This is a genomic window from Vibrio sp. 10N.222.49.C9 (assembly GCF_041474985.1).
Lineage (GTDB): Bacteria > Pseudomonadota > Gammaproteobacteria > Enterobacterales > Vibrionaceae > Vibrio > Vibrio crassostreae_C.
In genome coordinates this window covers 61,412-76,166 of sequence record NZ_JBFRVD010000030.1, presented here as the reverse complement: position 1 = coordinate 76,166, position 14,755 = coordinate 61,412, and the positions used below count along the sequence as shown (strand labels likewise).

General features: G+C 44.8%; 14 protein-coding genes. 12 read left to right on the top strand and 2 right to left on the bottom strand.

Annotation, left to right across the window (positions count from 1 at the left end; translation table 11 throughout):
* Positions 1 to 39 precede the first annotated feature (39 nt).
* The 8 genes from fabF (at position 40) to AB4585_RS13630 (ending at position 8,163) form a co-directional block, all read left to right on the top strand.
* A complete protein-coding gene (gene fabF / locus AB4585_RS13665) occupies positions 40 to 1,284 on the top strand; it encodes a beta-ketoacyl-ACP synthase II (protein WP_010437291.1) in 1,245 nt (414 codons plus the stop codon).
* Between the two features lie 104 nt (positions 1,285 to 1,388).
* On the top strand, positions 1,389 to 2,267 hold the full coding sequence (gene pabC, locus AB4585_RS13660; protein WP_065583975.1) for an aminodeoxychorismate lyase: 879 nt from the start codon (positions 1,389 to 1,391) through the stop codon (positions 2,265 to 2,267).
* Complete coding sequence (gene mltG / locus AB4585_RS13655) at positions 2,264 to 3,280, top strand: endolytic transglycosylase MltG (RefSeq protein ID WP_372170052.1); 1,017 nt, start codon at positions 2,264 to 2,266, stop codon at positions 3,278 to 3,280. The genes pabC and mltG overlap by 4 nt, the downstream gene beginning before the upstream one ends.
* Before the next feature lie 10 nt (positions 3,281 to 3,290).
* Complete coding sequence (gene tmk / locus AB4585_RS13650) at positions 3,291 to 3,923, top strand: dTMP kinase (RefSeq protein WP_017062148.1); 633 nt, start codon at positions 3,291 to 3,293, stop codon at positions 3,921 to 3,923.
* 6 nt (positions 3,924 to 3,929) lie between these two features.
* Positions 3,930 to 4,895 carry a DNA polymerase III subunit delta' gene (locus tag AB4585_RS13645; RefSeq protein ID WP_017062147.1) on the top strand — a complete coding sequence of 322 codons (966 nt, stop codon included), beginning with the start codon at positions 3,930 to 3,932 and terminating at the stop codon, positions 4,893 to 4,895.
* The gene (locus tag AB4585_RS13640) at positions 4,886 to 5,653 is read left to right on the top strand and encodes a TatD family hydrolase (RefSeq protein ID WP_017067206.1); all 768 of its coding nucleotides are present in this window, start codon (positions 4,886 to 4,888) and stop codon (positions 5,651 to 5,653) included. The genes AB4585_RS13645 and AB4585_RS13640 overlap by 10 nt, the downstream gene beginning before the upstream one ends.
* Before the next feature lie 445 nt (positions 5,654 to 6,098).
* Positions 6,099 to 7,529, top strand: coding sequence for a PTS glucose transporter subunit IIBC (gene ptsG, locus AB4585_RS13635; protein WP_017062145.1), 1,431 nt, complete (start codon positions 6,099 to 6,101; stop codon positions 7,527 to 7,529).
* 229 nt (positions 7,530 to 7,758) lie between these two features.
* Entirely contained in the window at positions 7,759 to 8,163 is a 405-nt protein-coding gene (locus AB4585_RS13630) for a hypothetical protein (protein ID WP_017062144.1), read from the top strand.
* A 92-nt stretch (positions 8,164 to 8,255) separates the two neighbouring features.
* Here the strand turns inward: AB4585_RS13630 and AB4585_RS13625 are convergent, their stop codons facing one another.
* Positions 8,256 to 8,849, bottom strand: a complete 594-nt coding sequence (locus AB4585_RS13625) for an outer membrane beta-barrel protein (RefSeq protein ID WP_017067207.1) — start codon at positions 8,847 to 8,849, stop codon at positions 8,256 to 8,258.
* Between the two features lie 145 nt (positions 8,850 to 8,994).
* Between AB4585_RS13625 and AB4585_RS13620 the strand changes: the two genes are divergently transcribed.
* Together AB4585_RS13620 and AB4585_RS13615 are read left to right on the top strand one after the other, a co-directional pair.
* Positions 8,995 to 9,084 carry a YnhF family membrane protein gene (locus AB4585_RS13620; protein WP_100214626.1) on the top strand — a complete coding sequence of 30 codons (90 nt, stop codon included), beginning with the start codon at positions 8,995 to 8,997 and terminating at the stop codon, positions 9,082 to 9,084.
* A gap of 41 nt (positions 9,085 to 9,125) precedes the next feature.
* Positions 9,126 to 10,340 (top strand): patatin family protein, encoded by a 1,215-nt coding sequence (locus AB4585_RS13615; RefSeq protein WP_017063485.1) that lies wholly within the window; start codon positions 9,126 to 9,128, stop codon positions 10,338 to 10,340.
* 159 nt (positions 10,341 to 10,499) lie between these two features.
* Here the strand turns inward: AB4585_RS13615 and pyk are convergent, their stop codons facing one another.
* Complete coding sequence (gene pyk / locus AB4585_RS13610; RefSeq protein ID WP_102321122.1) at positions 10,500 to 11,948, bottom strand: pyruvate kinase; 1,449 nt, start codon at positions 11,946 to 11,948, stop codon at positions 10,500 to 10,502.
* Between the two features lie 319 nt (positions 11,949 to 12,267).
* Here pyk and AB4585_RS13605 point away from each other — a divergent pair, with 319 nt between their 5' ends.
* Complete coding sequence (locus AB4585_RS13605; RefSeq protein ID WP_017062140.1) at positions 12,268 to 13,485, top strand: ROK family protein; 1,218 nt, start codon at positions 12,268 to 12,270, stop codon at positions 13,483 to 13,485.
* Between the two features lie 168 nt (positions 13,486 to 13,653).
* Positions 13,654 to 14,595 carry a chemotaxis protein CheV gene (locus AB4585_RS13600; protein ID WP_017062139.1) on the top strand — a complete coding sequence of 314 codons (942 nt, stop codon included), beginning with the start codon at positions 13,654 to 13,656 and terminating at the stop codon, positions 14,593 to 14,595.
* The last annotated feature ends 160 nt before the right edge of the window (positions 14,596 to 14,755 follow it).

Sequence of the window (14,755 nt, the reverse complement as noted above, 5' to 3'; positions counted from 1 at the left end):
CCTCATCTTAAATCACCTCAATCCCCGGAGTGTAAAATCGTGTCCAAGCGTCGTGTAGTTGTCACTGGCATGGGTATGTTGTCACCGGTAGGCAACACTGTAGAATCTTCTTGGAAAGCCCTGCTAGCTGGTCAAAGTGGTATCGTTAATATCGATCATTTTGATGCAACCAATTTCTCAACTCGTTTTGCAGGTCTAGTTAAAGACTTTAACTGCGAAGAGTATATGACTAAAAAAGATGCTCGTAAGATGGACTTGTTCATCCAGTACGGCGTCGCAGCAGGTATTCAAGCTTTAGATGATTCAGCCCTAACTATTACTGAAGAAAACGCTCCACGTGTGGGTGTTGCTATCGGTTCTGGTATTGGTGGTCTTGGTTTGATCGAAGCCGGTCACCAAGCTCTAACTGAAAAAGGCCCTCGTAAGATCAGCCCGTTCTTCGTACCGTCGACGATCGTGAATATGATTGCTGGTCACATGTCTATCATGCGTGGCCTACGCGGTCCAAACATCGCGATTTCTACTGCATGTACGACTGGCCTACATAACATTGGTCACGCGGCTCGTATGATTGCATACGGCGATGCAGACGCAATGCTAGCGGGTGGTGCTGAAAAAGCATCAACTCCACTAGGTATGGGCGGTTTTGGTGCGGCTAAAGCACTTTCTACTCGTAACGATGAGCCTCAAAAAGCTTCTCGTCCATGGGACAAAGGCCGTGATGGCTTCGTTCTTGGCGACGGTGCAGGCATGATGGTTCTTGAAGAGTACGAACATGCGAAAGCTCGTGGCGCTAAGATTTACTGTGAGCTAGTTGGCTTCGGTATGTCGGGTGACGCTTACCACATGACATCTCCAAGTGAAGATGGCTCTGGTGGCGCACTAGCAATGGAAGCGGCTATGCGTGATGCTGGCATTACTGGTGAACAAATCGGTTATGTAAACGCACACGGTACTTCGACTCCTGCAGGTGACGTAGCGGAAGTTAAGGGCATCAAGCGTGCTCTTGGCGAAGCAGGCAGCAAGCAAGTATTGGTTTCTTCTACGAAATCAATGACAGGCCACCTTCTAGGTGCTGCTGGTTCTGCTGAAGCTATTATCACGGCAATGTCTCTGGTTGACCAAATTGTTCCACCAACAATCAACCTAGATGATCCTGAAGAAGGCTTAGATATTGACTTAGTACCTCACACTGCGCGTGAAGTTAGCAACATGGAATATGCTGCATGTAACTCATTCGGTTTCGGTGGTACAAACGGCTGTTTGATCTTCAAAAAGATTTAATCATCTTATTAAAGACGTAAACACTCGTAGATAGTCACAATTAGACTTGTTTTTAAACGGCTTGATGCTTTAGCATTGAGCCGTTTCTTTTTATGGGGAAAAACATGTTTTGGGTTGATGGAGAAAGCCAGCAAACTATCGATATTTTGGATCGCTCGTTTCAGTACGGAGACGGCTGTTTTACGACAATGCTCGTGAGTGATGGTGAGATACAACATCTTCACGATCATCAGCACCGTGTCGACGAGTGCCTTAAAGCACTACGCATTTCTGCTCTTGATTGGGATGTTGTTAGTCTTTGGCTCGATACTGCGCTTCAACACATCCAACATAACGCTCTTCATGGCACAAAGAGCCTTGATGGTTCAAAGAAGCTCCATAACGCCAACAAGCCTCATAATCAAAAAGCAGGGATCAAGCTGCACGTTAGTCGTGGAGCGGGTGGGCGTGGCTACAGTACCAAGAATATCGCCAAGCCGACAATCACCATCAGTACCTTTGATTACCCAAGCCATTATTCAGCGTGGCAAGACTCCGGTGTTGAACTCGGTATCTGCCATCAAGCGCTAGGTTTGAGCCCACTACTGGCTGGCCATAAGCACAATAATCGCCTTGAGCAGATTTTGATGAAAGATGAAATGGATCAAGCTAATGAAGTGGATGGCGTGGTTCTTGATATATCGGGCAATGTGATTGAAACCACCATGGCCAATCTGTTCTGGCGCAAAGGTCAGTCGATATACACACCTCAACTCACTCAAAGTGGTGTCGCGGGGGTTATGCGTAAGCAAGTGTTAACCGCGCTGAATCAGGCTGAACTTTCCGTTACAATTAGTGACTACTGCTTATCTCAACTCATGCAAGCTGATGAGGTTTTCATGACAAACTCCATTTTAGGGGTTGCCCCAGTTACCCGTATTAGTGATACCCAATTTAACATTGGAACCGTTACTCGTAGCCTTCAAGGACAACTAAACTCGTGATCAAAAAGTTATTTATTTTTATTATCTTGTGCTTAATTGCAGCCGGTGCTGCTGGTTTTTATGTTTACAACCAAGCGCAAGATAACCTGAAACAAGTTATTCAATTAGAAAAACCACAAGTCGTGACTGTTGCTTCAGGTAGCAGCTTTAACCGCGTTCTAGCCCAGTTGATTAACGAGGGGCTGTTTGAGGCTTCTCCTTACGAGAAATTAATCCGTAAGTTACATCCTGAGCTTGTAGACGTAAAAGCGGGTACTTTCCTGCTTGAACCGGGTTTAACCTTAGAGCAAGCGCTACAGGTGCTTGTAGAAGGGAAAGAACACCAGTTTACTATTACCTTTGTTGAAGGCAGTCGTTTTGACGAATGGCTTGTTCAGCTAAAAGACAACGAATTCATTCAACAGACATTGGATGGCGTTTCTGAAAAAGAGATCGCTGAAAAGTTGGGTATTGAAAACGAAAAGCTAGAAGGTCTCTTCTTAGCAGAAACGTATCACTACACCTACGGCACCACTGATTTAGATTTGTTGAAGCGCGCGCATCGAGACCTAATGAGCGTGGTGAATGAAGAGTGGGAAAATCGAGCCGATAAACTGCCTCTTAAATCGCCATATGAAGCGCTAATTCTTGCGTCTATCATTGAGAAAGAGACTGCAGTAGCGTCAGAGCGTGAACGTGTGTCTTCTGTGTTCGTTAATCGCTTGAACAAGCGTATGCGTCTGCAAACTGACCCAACGGTTATCTACGGCATGGGCGACAGTTACAAAGGCAATATACGTAAGAAAGACTTACGTACTCCAACGCCTTACAACACCTATACAATGAGTGGCTTGCCACCGACACCTATCGCTATGGCAGGCAAAGCGTCTATCAACGCGGCGTTGAATCCAGAGAAGAGCAACTACTTGTATTTCGTTGCGAGTGGAACAGGTGGTCACGTATTTTCAAAGAGTTTGACTGAGCATAACCGTGCAGTGCGAGCTTACTTAAAGCAATTAAGAAAAAACAGATAAAGAAATAATTATGAATCAGTCGAAATTTATCGTGGTTGAAGGCCTTGAAGGCGCTGGCAAAAGCACAGCAATCAATGCCATCGTTGAGACATTAAAAGCATCGGGTGTTGAAGATATTGTTAATACTCGCGAGCCGGGTGGTACTGTCTTAGCTGAAAAGATGCGTTCATTGGTTAAAGAAGAGCACGAAGGCGAGAAGCTTCAAGACATGACTGAATTGCTGTTGATGTATGCAGCACGTGTTCAATTAGTCGAGAACGTCATCAAGCCGGCACTCGCCAATGGTCAATGGGTATTGGGTGATCGTCATGATATGTCTTCACAGGCATACCAAGGTGGTGGTCGCCAGATCGCGCGCACGACTATGGAATCACTGAAAGCAACCACGCTAGGCGGCTTTAAACCCGATCTAACGCTATATTTGGACCTAGACCCTAGAGTAGGGCTAGAGCGTGCTAGAGGCCGTGGTGAGCTTGATAGAATTGAAAAGATGGACATCTCATTTTTCGACCGCACGCGTGAGCGCTATCTAGAAATTGCAGAACAAGATGATTCTGTACTTGTGATTAACGCGCAGCAAGAAATTGAGCAAGTAGCCGCTGATATTAAAGTCGCGCTAACTGCTTGGCTTGACAAACAGTAGGTAGTCATGGCTGAAGTGTATTCTTGGCTCACACCGGTATGGAGTGAGTGGAAAAAAAGTCTCGATGCGGAGCGTTTTCCTAACTCTGTGATTGTTAATGCACCGGAAGGGCTCGGCGTTGATGCTTTGATTAGCCAACTTACCGACGCATTGATGTGCACGAACTATGAAAGCGAGTCGTGCGGGTTTTGCCACAGCTGTGAGTTAATGAAGTCGGGCAGTCATCCTGATTTTCATGTGATCTCACCCGAGAAAGAAGGTAAGTCGATCACGGTTGATCAAGTGCGTGCCAGTAACCGCTGGGCTCAAGAGTCTTCTCAGTTAGGTGGTTTGCGCGTTATTTTGCTTAACCCTGCTGAAGCAATGAACGAATCGGCTTCCAACGCACTATTGAAAACTCTGGAAGAGCCATCAAGCAAGTGCATCTTCATTCTGTCTACTCGTAACAGTAATCGCTTAATGCCGACTATTATTAGCCGTTGTCAGCAATTCAATGTGGTTAGTCCGCAGTTAGAGACAGCATCAGCGTGGTTAGATGGTGAAGTGGGCAAAGCGGTACCGCAGTATATTTTAGCACTCAATGACAACGCGCCTTTAAAAGCAAAAGCGATGTTTGAGCAAGGTGGCGTTGAAGCTTCAACAAAAGCGCTCGATGGCTTTGTGAATGTGATAAAAGGCACTCAACCTGACATGCTAAAGTTCTCTACAGAGCTTAGCAAAGACCCTTTGATTCAACTTGGCTGGCTTTGGCATCTATTGTCAGATGTACAGAAGCTGCATTTTGGTTTGGCGAATCAGGCTTTCACTCCGAGTGCGAAAGCACTGTGTGAGGCGATGTCTTATCAAAGTGCTTATGCAGCATCGAATAAACTGCTGACATTGATTGAGCAGTTAAAGCAACACCCTGGGCTCAATACGGAGCTACTCATAATGAATTGGCTGATAGCCACTTGCGAGGAAACATGTTCGTAGATTCCCACTGTCATTTAGACAAACTGGATTACCAAGATTTACACACCAGCGTAGAAGATGTGGTTAACAAGGCGAAGGCTGCTAATGTAGACCAATTGCTTTCTGTCGGCGTGACACTCGATTCGTTTGAAAATATGCTCGAGATGATCTCGCCGTTTGATAACGTTAAAGCCTCTTGTGGCGTTCACCCTCTCGATGTTGAAAGTGATTTCAGCCTAGAGACAATGCGTGAATACGCGAGCAACCCTAAGGTTGTGGCGATTGGAGAGACAGGTTTAGATTATCACTACCAACCAGAGACGGCGGAGCTGCAACAGCTACGATTTAAGCAGCATGTTGAGTTAGCCGTTGAGCTGAATAAACCTTTGATCATTCACACTCGTAACGCACGTGAAGACACATTAGCTATTTTACGTGATGGCGGAGCTGAGAAGTGTGGCGGTGTGATTCACTGCTTTACCGAAGATCAAGCATTCGCAGAAGCAGCAATGGAACTAGGTTTCTATATCTCAATTTCAGGCATTGTGACCTTTAAGCAGGCTACAGAACTTAAAGAAGTTGTTAAGAACCTACCGCTAGACAGGTTGCTGATCGAGACAGATTCTCCATATTTGGCGCCCATTCCATATCGTGGGAAGCAGAATCAGCCTGCATATGTCGTCGAAGTGGCGGCCTACATTGGGCAATTAAAAGGTGTGTCGATGAAAGAGGTTGCCGAACAAACGACCAAAAATTACCAAAAACTTTTTTTGCGATAAAAATCTAAGTAAACAAATAAAAGGGAGCGAAAGCTCCCTTTTTGTGTTTTTGATCACTAAAAATACGTTTTTTTTTAATGTTTACGAATTATGTTGAACTTGAGAGCGCTAATTATAACATTTGTAATTTTGTTACTAAAAATAACATTCGCTCCTATTTTATTTACTCAGTAAAATAATAGGACAATTGAAAAATACTTATATATTTCAATTGATTAAATGCTTGTAAAGGATTGCATTTCTAGATTTGACATGTGATCCAAGACGTGTTTTGAAACTAAATTTCGTAAGTGACTAGAAAGTTAGTTCCCCATCAATATATATTTAGCGGCAGAAAATATAATGCAATACATGGTTACATTTTCGCAGGGTGCTAACATATAGGCTACGGGGGTGTGCCGTTAGAACCCAATATAATTATTTTATCTTTATCAGGAGCATAAACATGTTTAAGAACCTTTTTGCTAGCCTGCAGAAAGTTGGTAAGTCTCTGATGCTTCCAGTATCAGTTTTACCAGTTGCGGGTATTTTGCTAGGTGTCGGTGCAGCAGATCTTCCTTTCATTCCAGAAATCGTTTCAAACTTAATGGAACAAGCTGGTGGTTCAGTATTCGGTCAAATGGCACTACTGTTCGCAGTAGGTGTTGCACTTGGCTTTACTAACAACGATGGTGTAGCGGGTCTAGCTGCTATCGTTGGTTATGGCATCATGACTGCTACACTTGGCGTAATGGCTGGTGTAATGGGCGTTGATAAAATCGATACTGGTGTACTAGGTGGTATCCTAGTCGGTGGTGTTGCTGCTTGGGCATTCAACCGTTTCTTCCGTATTCAACTACCAGAGTACCTTGGCTTCTTCGCTGGTAAGCGTGCTGTGCCAATCATCACAGGTTTCTCTGCGATTGGTCTAGCAATCCTACTATCTGTAGTATGGCCACCAGTTGGCGGCGCTATCTCTGCGTTCTCTGATTGGGCTGCTCACCAAAACCCACAAGTGGCGTTTGGTATCTACGGTATCGTTGAGCGTTCTCTAATTCCATTTGGTCTTCACCACGTTTGGAACGTACCTTTCTTCTTTGAAGCTGGTACTTGTGTAAACGCTGCTGGCGAAACTCAAAACGGTGTTCTTACTTGTTACCTAGTTGCTGATGACGCATCTCGTGCAGCGGGCAATGGCTTCGGTCAGCTAGCTGGTGGTTACATGTTCAAGATGTTCGGTCTACCTGCTGCTGCAATCGCGATTGCACACTCAGCTAAGCCTGAAAACCGCGCTAAAGTAATGGGCATCATGGCTTCTGCTGCGTTGACTTCATTCCTAACGGGTATCACTGAACCAATCGAATTCTCTTTCCTATTCGTTGCTCCAGTACTGTACGCAATCCACGCTCTACTAGCTGGTTCTGCATACGTTCTTGCGAACACTCTAGGTTTTGTACACGGTACATCTTTCTCACACGGTCTAATCGACTTCCTAGTTCTATCTGGCAACGCGTCTAAGATGGGCCTAATGGTTGTATGTGGTATTGCTTACGCTGCAATTTACTACATCGTATTCCGCACTGTGATTAAAGCTCTAGACCTTAAAACTCCAGGCCGTGAAGACGAGACTGAAGAAGAGTCAGTTGCGACTGGTTCTGAACTTGCTGGTGAGCTAGTTGCTGCATTCGGTGGTAAAGCGAACATCACTGGTCTTGACGCTTGTATTACTCGTCTACGTGTTGCAGTAGCTGATACAGCTCTTGTTGACCAAGACAAGCTGAAGAAACTAGGCGCTGCAGGTGTTGTAGTAGTAGCGGGTGGCGTACAAGCTATCTTCGGTACTAAGTCTGACAACCTTAAGACAGACATGGATGAGTGGATCCGTAACAACGGTTAATTCTCTGATTCAATAAATTGAAAGGAGGCCGAAAGGCCTCCTTTTTTGTTTTCTGCTCTATGAAAGATCTATTGTGCTTAATCTCCATTAACTCAGATACTTATCATTCAACTCGATCAGTTGATGGTTGCTCTTAAATTTTTCGTGTCTTTTATCTTTTACCCAGCGATGACACCTTTTGCTGAGATTCCAGTAGACTTCCGTTTTTTAAATACAGTCTGAGAATATTATGAAACATCGTTACTTGATCGGCCTTATGTGCTGCAGCGGAGCCTCGTTTGCTCAAGCTTCTGAAGCTCCAGCTTTGGAAGTGGGACTCGCCATTGACCAAGACCTGAGTGTCGTTGTGGAATTTGATCAGAAATACCGTGCTACGATTGGCAATGACGGCGCTGCCTTTGATTACATTTTGAAGCGTGGTCAGTTCGAGACTGAAGCTCCGTTGAGCTGGTACGTCGGTGCTGGTGCTTGGGCTGAATGGAATGACGACTTTGGCTTACGCTTGCCGTTAGGCGTGAAAGTGAATTTCTACGAAGGTTGGAATGCTTACGCTCAAGTTCACCCTGAACTCGATATGTATAAAGGTGTTGAGTTGCAAGTGGGCGGCGCTTTAGGTGTTACCTATAAGTTCTAACCTGAACTAAAACCGTTTTAATAATGAAAAAACCAGCATTTAGCTGGTTTTTTAGTTTGGGCCGATCTTATATTTTTGCTTCATTGAGCCGCTTAGAAAGTAAAACTCAGTCCGACATTGGCTTGGAATTGGTTCATCCAGTCGGTATCAAAGCGAATGATGCACTCTTGCCCGTTATTTGGGATATTACAAACACCGGAGGTATCGTTGTCGACAACCGTGCCTAACCAACGTACTTGTGTGTTCAACGCTAGTCGGTCACTAAATTTGTACTCTAAGCCACCAAAGATAGAAGTTGAGAATCCATACTTATCTTTTGCCCAGTCTACATCGACGTAAGAAGCACCCAGGCCTAGCCCTAGATAACCCGACAACACAGGCGAAGCAGGGTAGTAGATGCTGCTTTGAAGGTGCAGGTATTGGATGGAGGAGCTTAGGTTAAGCGTTTCTAATTCCGAGCTCTGATTGGAGTAGAAGAAGCCGATGCGTCCTTTTTCAAGTGGCGTTTCAATGGCAAAGGTGTAATTTTCAGAGCCTTTCATGTCATAGGTTTTACCGTCCTGGTCTTCGACACTGCCACCGCCGGTATAACCTACCATAGGTGTAATGATGATCTCCGGCGAAGCATACGCGCTTGAAACGGAGAGAAGCGTAATCAGTGCCATCATATTTGCTTTGTTATTCATGAGTATATCCTTATCCATACACTTACTAATTGTGATGGTTACATCAATATTGTGCGACTAATTTCGACGATTCTTGAAGATACTTCACACACCTGATAGTACTTAAATAGAGACTCGACAAATTAATAATAAGCCAGAGGTGTCTATGGACCATAATCTGAAAAATGCCCTACAAATTACCGTGTTTATCTACATGATCATTCTTTCATTTGGCTTTATTGCGATTGGTAGTTAATACCATCTATTGCGAGGCTGAGTTTTGATACTCAGGGAATAATGAATAGTGGGATTATAACCAATATTGATACAGCAATAGACTTGGATTATTACGCTAAGTTTATTGCTGGAAAAACAGCACTGGTCGCTCAAGGTGGCGGACAGAGAAGTATTTTTACTTCTGGAGTGCTGGATGCCTTTCTTCTCTCAAATTTTGACCCCTTCGACGAATTTTTTGGTACCTCAGCAGGTGCTCTCAACTTATGTGCTTATCTGTGCCGTGATAAAGGCCTTGGACGTTCTTTTGTTCTCGACCTCACAACCTCACCAGAGTTCTTCAATCTCTTTTCCTATATACGACACAGAAAGAACCTAGGATTAGAATGGGCGCTAGAACAAATCATGGCTTACCCATATAAGCTCGATCTGGATTTAGGGCGACAAACGCTAGGCGATCGCCACTTCTATGCGGCTGTAACGGATTCCAAAGACTTACGAGACCACTACTTCCCATTATTGGGCGAAGATTGGTACAAGGTGATGATTGCGACCTGTGCTATTCCTCGCTTGTACAATGACGAAGTCTTTATTGGTGACAGTGCTTATGTGGACGGTGGTGTATCGGCGTGTATCCCAGTTCAGGAAGCCTGGCGAAGACAAGCTCGTTCTATTGTGGTGATTCGTACTGAGCCAGTGGTGGAGGAAGGTAATACCCATTTGGTTGAAGCACCAGTTAAGGGATCTTCAGTCAAAGCGCCTAAACCTATATCTGCAGAAGAACTGGAGTGGTTCCGCGAATCTTTCGACAGTGTTCAAGGCCATTGGCAACAGAAAGTGGAACAGTGGAAAACCGACTGGACCTCTTTCTTCCAACAACAAATTATGCGCTCAAAAGAGCAGAAGCGTGACCGTGGGCATTTAGACCTGCTGAACGGTGGTCGCTGGCTATTTGGTGCAGATGATATTTATCGCTTAAGTCATTTAATCGGAGATAAGTTTGATTCAGGGTTGGCTGACATGCTGATGGTGCATTATCAGACCTACTCATTGACTCAGGATTTTTTGAATTCGCCACCAGACGACGCGTTTGTGGTTCAGATAGCACCTAGTCAAACGCTTAAATCGAGCTCATTAATGAGTCATAAAGATGATTTACTGCATGATTACGAATTGGGTTTAGAAGCCGGTTACCGATTTGTGGAGACCTATACCTCAACGGAAAACGCTCGCAACTCGCATATGCCACAGTTAGCCACCATTGCTGCGGGTAACTAATTCCCGAAGTTGATGAGCTAGCATGCTGTGAGCTCGTTATGCTGTTTAAGCAGATTGTAGTGAGTCGTGTTCTGAAATGAAAAAGGGTTATTGAACTTGGTTCGATAACCCTTTTAAGTTTTTGAGATTAGGCGAATCGTTTCGCCTTAAGGTCAAATATTAGGTGACAGGCAAGATTCTCATACAGTTGGTTGACCCTGCTACATCCATAATGTCTCCTTGGGTGACGATCACTAGGTCGCCAAACTTAAGGTATCCTTCTTCTTTCAGGCAATCTAACGTTGATAGTGCAATATCAAAGCTGTCTTTGGCTTCTGTCTCGAAGTAGATAGGTGTTACACCTCGGTACAAGGTACAGCGATTAAGCGTTCCTTCGTTACGAGACAGCGCGTAAATAGGCATGTCAGCACTTAGGCGAGACATCATCAGTGCAGTGCGGCCCGACTCGGTTAGAGTGACAACGCCTTTAATGCCTTCCATATGGTTTGCAGAGTAGATGGTCGCCATCGAAACGGTTTCTTCGGCAGTAACAAAGGTGCGGTCAATACGGTAATTGGATTGGTTATTAATGCCTGCCATTTTTTCCGCACCAATACAGACTTCAGCCATCGATTTTACGGTCTCGACTGGGTAGTCACCAGCTGCAGTTTCACCAGACAGCATCACAGCATCGGTGCCATCGAGTACGGCGTTGGCAACATCCATAACTTCGGCACGGGTTGGCATTGGCGCAGAAATCATTGATTCCATCATCTGAGTTGCGGTGATGACAGTTCGGTTAAGCGCTCTGGCACGGCGTATAAGCTGTTTTTGTACTCCGACTAACTCAGGGTCGCCAATTTCCACTCCGAGGTCACCACGAGCCACCATGACCACATCTGAGGCCATTATGATGTCATCCATGTTCTCAACTGTAGCTACTGTCTCTGCTCGCTCCACTTTTGCGACGAGGTGAGCTTCTAAGCCGGCTTCTCGTGCAAGCTGACGAGCATAGTGCATGTCTTCACCATTACGAGGGAAAGACACCGCTAGGTAATCCACTTTGATTTGTGCGGCGGTGACGATGTCGCGCTTGTCTTTTTCTGTTAGCGCTTCTGCGGAAAGGCCCCCCCCTTTTTTGTTGATGCCTTTGTTATTTGAGAGTGGGCCGCCAATGATGACTTCGGTATGAACGCGACAGCCTTCCACTTTGGTTACTTTGAGTTGAACACGACCATCGTCAAGCAACAGTATATCGCCGGCGGATACGTCGTTAGGCAGTTCTTTGTAATCAAGGCCAACGGCTTCTTGATTGCCTTCACCTAAACCTAGGCTGCTATCGAGAGTGAACAGGTCGCCTACGGCAAGTTGGATTTTGCCATCTTTGAATGTCGACACACGAATCTTGGGACCTTGTAAGTCTCCGAGAATGGCGATTTGAGTACCGTGTCTTTTTGCTATTGCTCTGACTTTTTCTGCGCGTTGTATATGGTCGTCGCTGGTGCCGTGAGAGAAGTTCATACGAACAATATTGGCACCGGCTTTGATGATCTCTTCAAGCACGTTACCTTTATCAGTAGAAGGGCCTAGCGTTGTGACGATTTTCGTTTTTCTTAATTCGGCTGTCATGAATACTCCTAGAGTGAGGCCAAGTAATCTTTTAAAAGACTGAATTAAGTATATGCATTAATTGATAATTTATTGGGAGCTAGGAGGATATTTCTTGATTTGCCTTTAATTATTGAATTCAGGGCTCAAACGCGATGTTTTATTCTGAAAATTAAGTCGCAAATTATCGATGTGGGTGTTAATTTTCCTCGAACTATTTGACTCGATACACAAAGATTCATGTATATACGTGATACTGGTCACGGCGATATACCAAGTGACTTCACAATTACTTCGCAAAGTAAAAAAATTACCTCGTTGATGATTTCTGGAGCGTAAAATGTACATGGCTCAACCGGGCCATATTGATCATATCAAACAGGTCAATGCTGGTCGTGTATATAAACTAATTGACCTTAAAGGTCCTATTTCTCGTATCGATCTGTCCAAGCAAAGTGAGTTGGCTCCGGCGAGTATTACTAAAATTACCCGTGAACTCATTGAAGCTCACCTTATTCACGAAACGACGGTTCAAGAAGCCACGACTCGTGGGCGTCCTGCTGTCGGTCTGCAAACCAATAACGAAGGTTGGCAATTTTTGTCGATGCGTCTTGGTCGCGGATACTTGACGATCGCGCTCCATGAATTGGGCGGCGACGTGCTTATCGATACCAAGATTGATATCCATGAACGTGATCAAGACGATGTGCTTGCGCGTCTTCTCCATGAAATCGATGAGTTCTTCCAAACCTATGCCGAGCAACTCGACAGGGTGACGAGTATCGCTATCACACTGCCAGGTCTGGTGAATTCAGAGCAAGGTATTGTGTTGCAGATGCCGCACTATAACGTTGAAAACTTAGCGTTGGGGCCGGAGATCTACAAAGAAACCGGTTTGCCAGTTTTTATTGCCAATGATACCCGAGCGTGGGCATTAGCAGAAAAGCTGTTTGGTAACTCACAAGACAACGACAACTCTGTTCTTATCTCGATTCACCACGGTTTAGGTGCCGGGATCATTCTTGATGGTCGCGTTCTGCAAGGACGTCACGGTAACATCGGTGAGTTGGGGCATATCCAGATCGACAAGGAAGGCAAGCTTTGCCACTGTGGTAATCGAGGCTGTTTAGAAACGGTGGCGAGTTCTCAGGCAATCCGTGAGCAAGTCAAAGAGCGATTGGTAAATGGTGAAGAATCAACGCTAACGGTGTTTGAAGACGTCACTATTGAACAGATCTGTGCTGCCGCTGCTAATGGGGATCCGCTGGCTGTCGAAGTGATTGAACAGTTAGGCCGTTATCTAGGTTCTGCGATTGCGATTGTGATTAACCTGTTCAACCCAGAGAAAATCTTGGTGGGTGGTGTTATCAATCAGGCGAAGAGCGTGTTATACCCGGCGATTCAAAAGTGTATCGAAGAGCAGAGTCTATCGGTTTACCATAAAGACTTAGAGCTGGTGGAATCTCGTTTTTATAAGCAGGCAACCATGCCAGGTGCTGCGCTCATCAAGCAGGCCTTATACGATGGCCAACTGTTAATGAAAGTTATTGAAGGTTAACCCCTTTTTCTCGTCTTGTAGCCTTACCTTGAACCTTTCCATGTACTTAAGCTTTGTATAACATCATTTGTTGTACTTAGTTTAAGCATTCTGTGCATTGGCGCTTTGCTTTAACCTATTGAAGTAGGCTATTGTAGCCACAGTTATTATTTGTCACTAAGGTGTTGTATGTCTGGCGTTTTAAATTCGGTTGATCAGAGAACCAAACTGGTCGGTGAAAACCGTCTGGAACTCTTGTTATTCAGCTTAAATAGTCGTCAACTATTTGCGATTAACGTATTTAAAGTGAAAGAAGTCCTCAAAGTGCCAGTACTCACTCGCTTACCGGGCTCTCATCATCATATTACGGGTGTTGCGTCTTTACGTGGTGAATCGGTGCCTGTTATCGATTTACGCAGTGCCATTGGCTTTCCGCCATCTCGTGCGGAGTCTCAAGAGAGCAACCTGATTATTACGGAATACAACCGAACCGTACAAGGTTTCTTGGTTGGGCAAGTTCGTAATATCGTGAACACGACATGGACAGAAATCCAGCCGCCGCCAAAGACAACAGGCCGTGCAAACTACCTAACCGCTATTACGCATATTCAAGAAGAAGAGCAGCACAAGATCGTCGAGATCATCGATGTTGAGAAAGTGTTGGCTGAGATCATTGATTACGATGTCTCGATCTCTGAAGGCGTTTTAGATGAACAATTAGCTCAGGAGATGATAGGACGCAATGTGCTTATCGTTGATGACTCTTCAACAGCGCGTAACCAGATCAAAGGCACCTTGTCGCAGTTGGGTTTGAACATTATTGAGTGTTGTGATGGCTTAGAAGCACTGACCTTACTTAAGGGCTGGTGTGATGAAGGCAAAGACATCAATCAAGAAATATTGTTGATGATCACCGATGCTGAAATGCCTGAAATGGACGGCTACAAGCTGACACACGAAGTACGTACTGACCCAAGAATGCATGACCTATTCATCACGCTAAATACTTCATTAAGTGGAAGTTTTAATGAAGCTATGGTTGAGAAAGTAGGGTGTAACCGCTTTATTTCTAAGTTCCAGCCAGACCTCTTGGTTGAAGTGACTCAAGAGCGAATGCGTCAGATTTTATAATTAATGCTGCTGTACGGTTTGTTTTGAGTGACCTTATAGAAAACGCTTGCTAATATTCACGCAGCATATTTTTCTTAACGAAATATGCTCAACTACTAGCGTAATTTTTCACACACAATCTAAGGTAGTTCCTCTTAATGATATGGTTAACGTCTAAAGT

Bases quoted from the DNA above. Each gene is read 5' to 3' on its own strand.
- ptsG (WP_017062145.1), top strand. From the start codon at position 6,099: ATGTTTAAGAACCTTTTTGCTAGCCTGCAGAAAGTTGGTAAGTCTCTG.
- AB4585_RS13630 (WP_017062144.1), top strand. From the start codon at position 7,759: ATGAAACATCGTTACTTGATCGGCCTTATGTGCTGCAGCGGAGCCTCG.
- AB4585_RS13620 (WP_100214626.1), top strand. From the start codon at position 8,995: ATGGACCATAATCTGAAAAATGCCCTACAAATTACCGTGTTTATCTAC.
- AB4585_RS13600 (WP_017062139.1), top strand. From the start codon at position 13,654: ATGTCTGGCGTTTTAAATTCGGTTGATCAGAGAACCAAACTGGTCGGT.
- AB4585_RS13605 (WP_017062140.1), top strand. From the start codon at position 12,268: ATGTACATGGCTCAACCGGGCCATATTGATCATATCAAACAGGTCAAT.
- pabC (WP_065583975.1), top strand. From the start codon at position 1,389: ATGTTTTGGGTTGATGGAGAAAGCCAGCAAACTATCGATATTTTGGAT.
- AB4585_RS13645 (WP_017062147.1), top strand. From the start codon at position 3,930: ATGGCTGAAGTGTATTCTTGGCTCACACCGGTATGGAGTGAGTGGAAA.
- AB4585_RS13640 (WP_017067206.1), top strand. From the start codon at position 4,886: ATGTTCGTAGATTCCCACTGTCATTTAGACAAACTGGATTACCAAGAT.
- tmk (WP_017062148.1), top strand. From the start codon at position 3,291: ATGAATCAGTCGAAATTTATCGTGGTTGAAGGCCTTGAAGGCGCTGGC.
- AB4585_RS13615 (WP_017063485.1), top strand. From the start codon at position 9,126: ATGAATAGTGGGATTATAACCAATATTGATACAGCAATAGACTTGGAT.
- pyk (WP_102321122.1), bottom strand. From the start codon at position 11,948: ATGACAGCCGAATTAAGAAAAACGAAAATCGTCACAACGCTAGGCCCT.
- AB4585_RS13625 (WP_017067207.1), bottom strand. From the start codon at position 8,849: ATGAATAACAAAGCAAATATGATGGCACTGATTACGCTTCTCTCCGTT.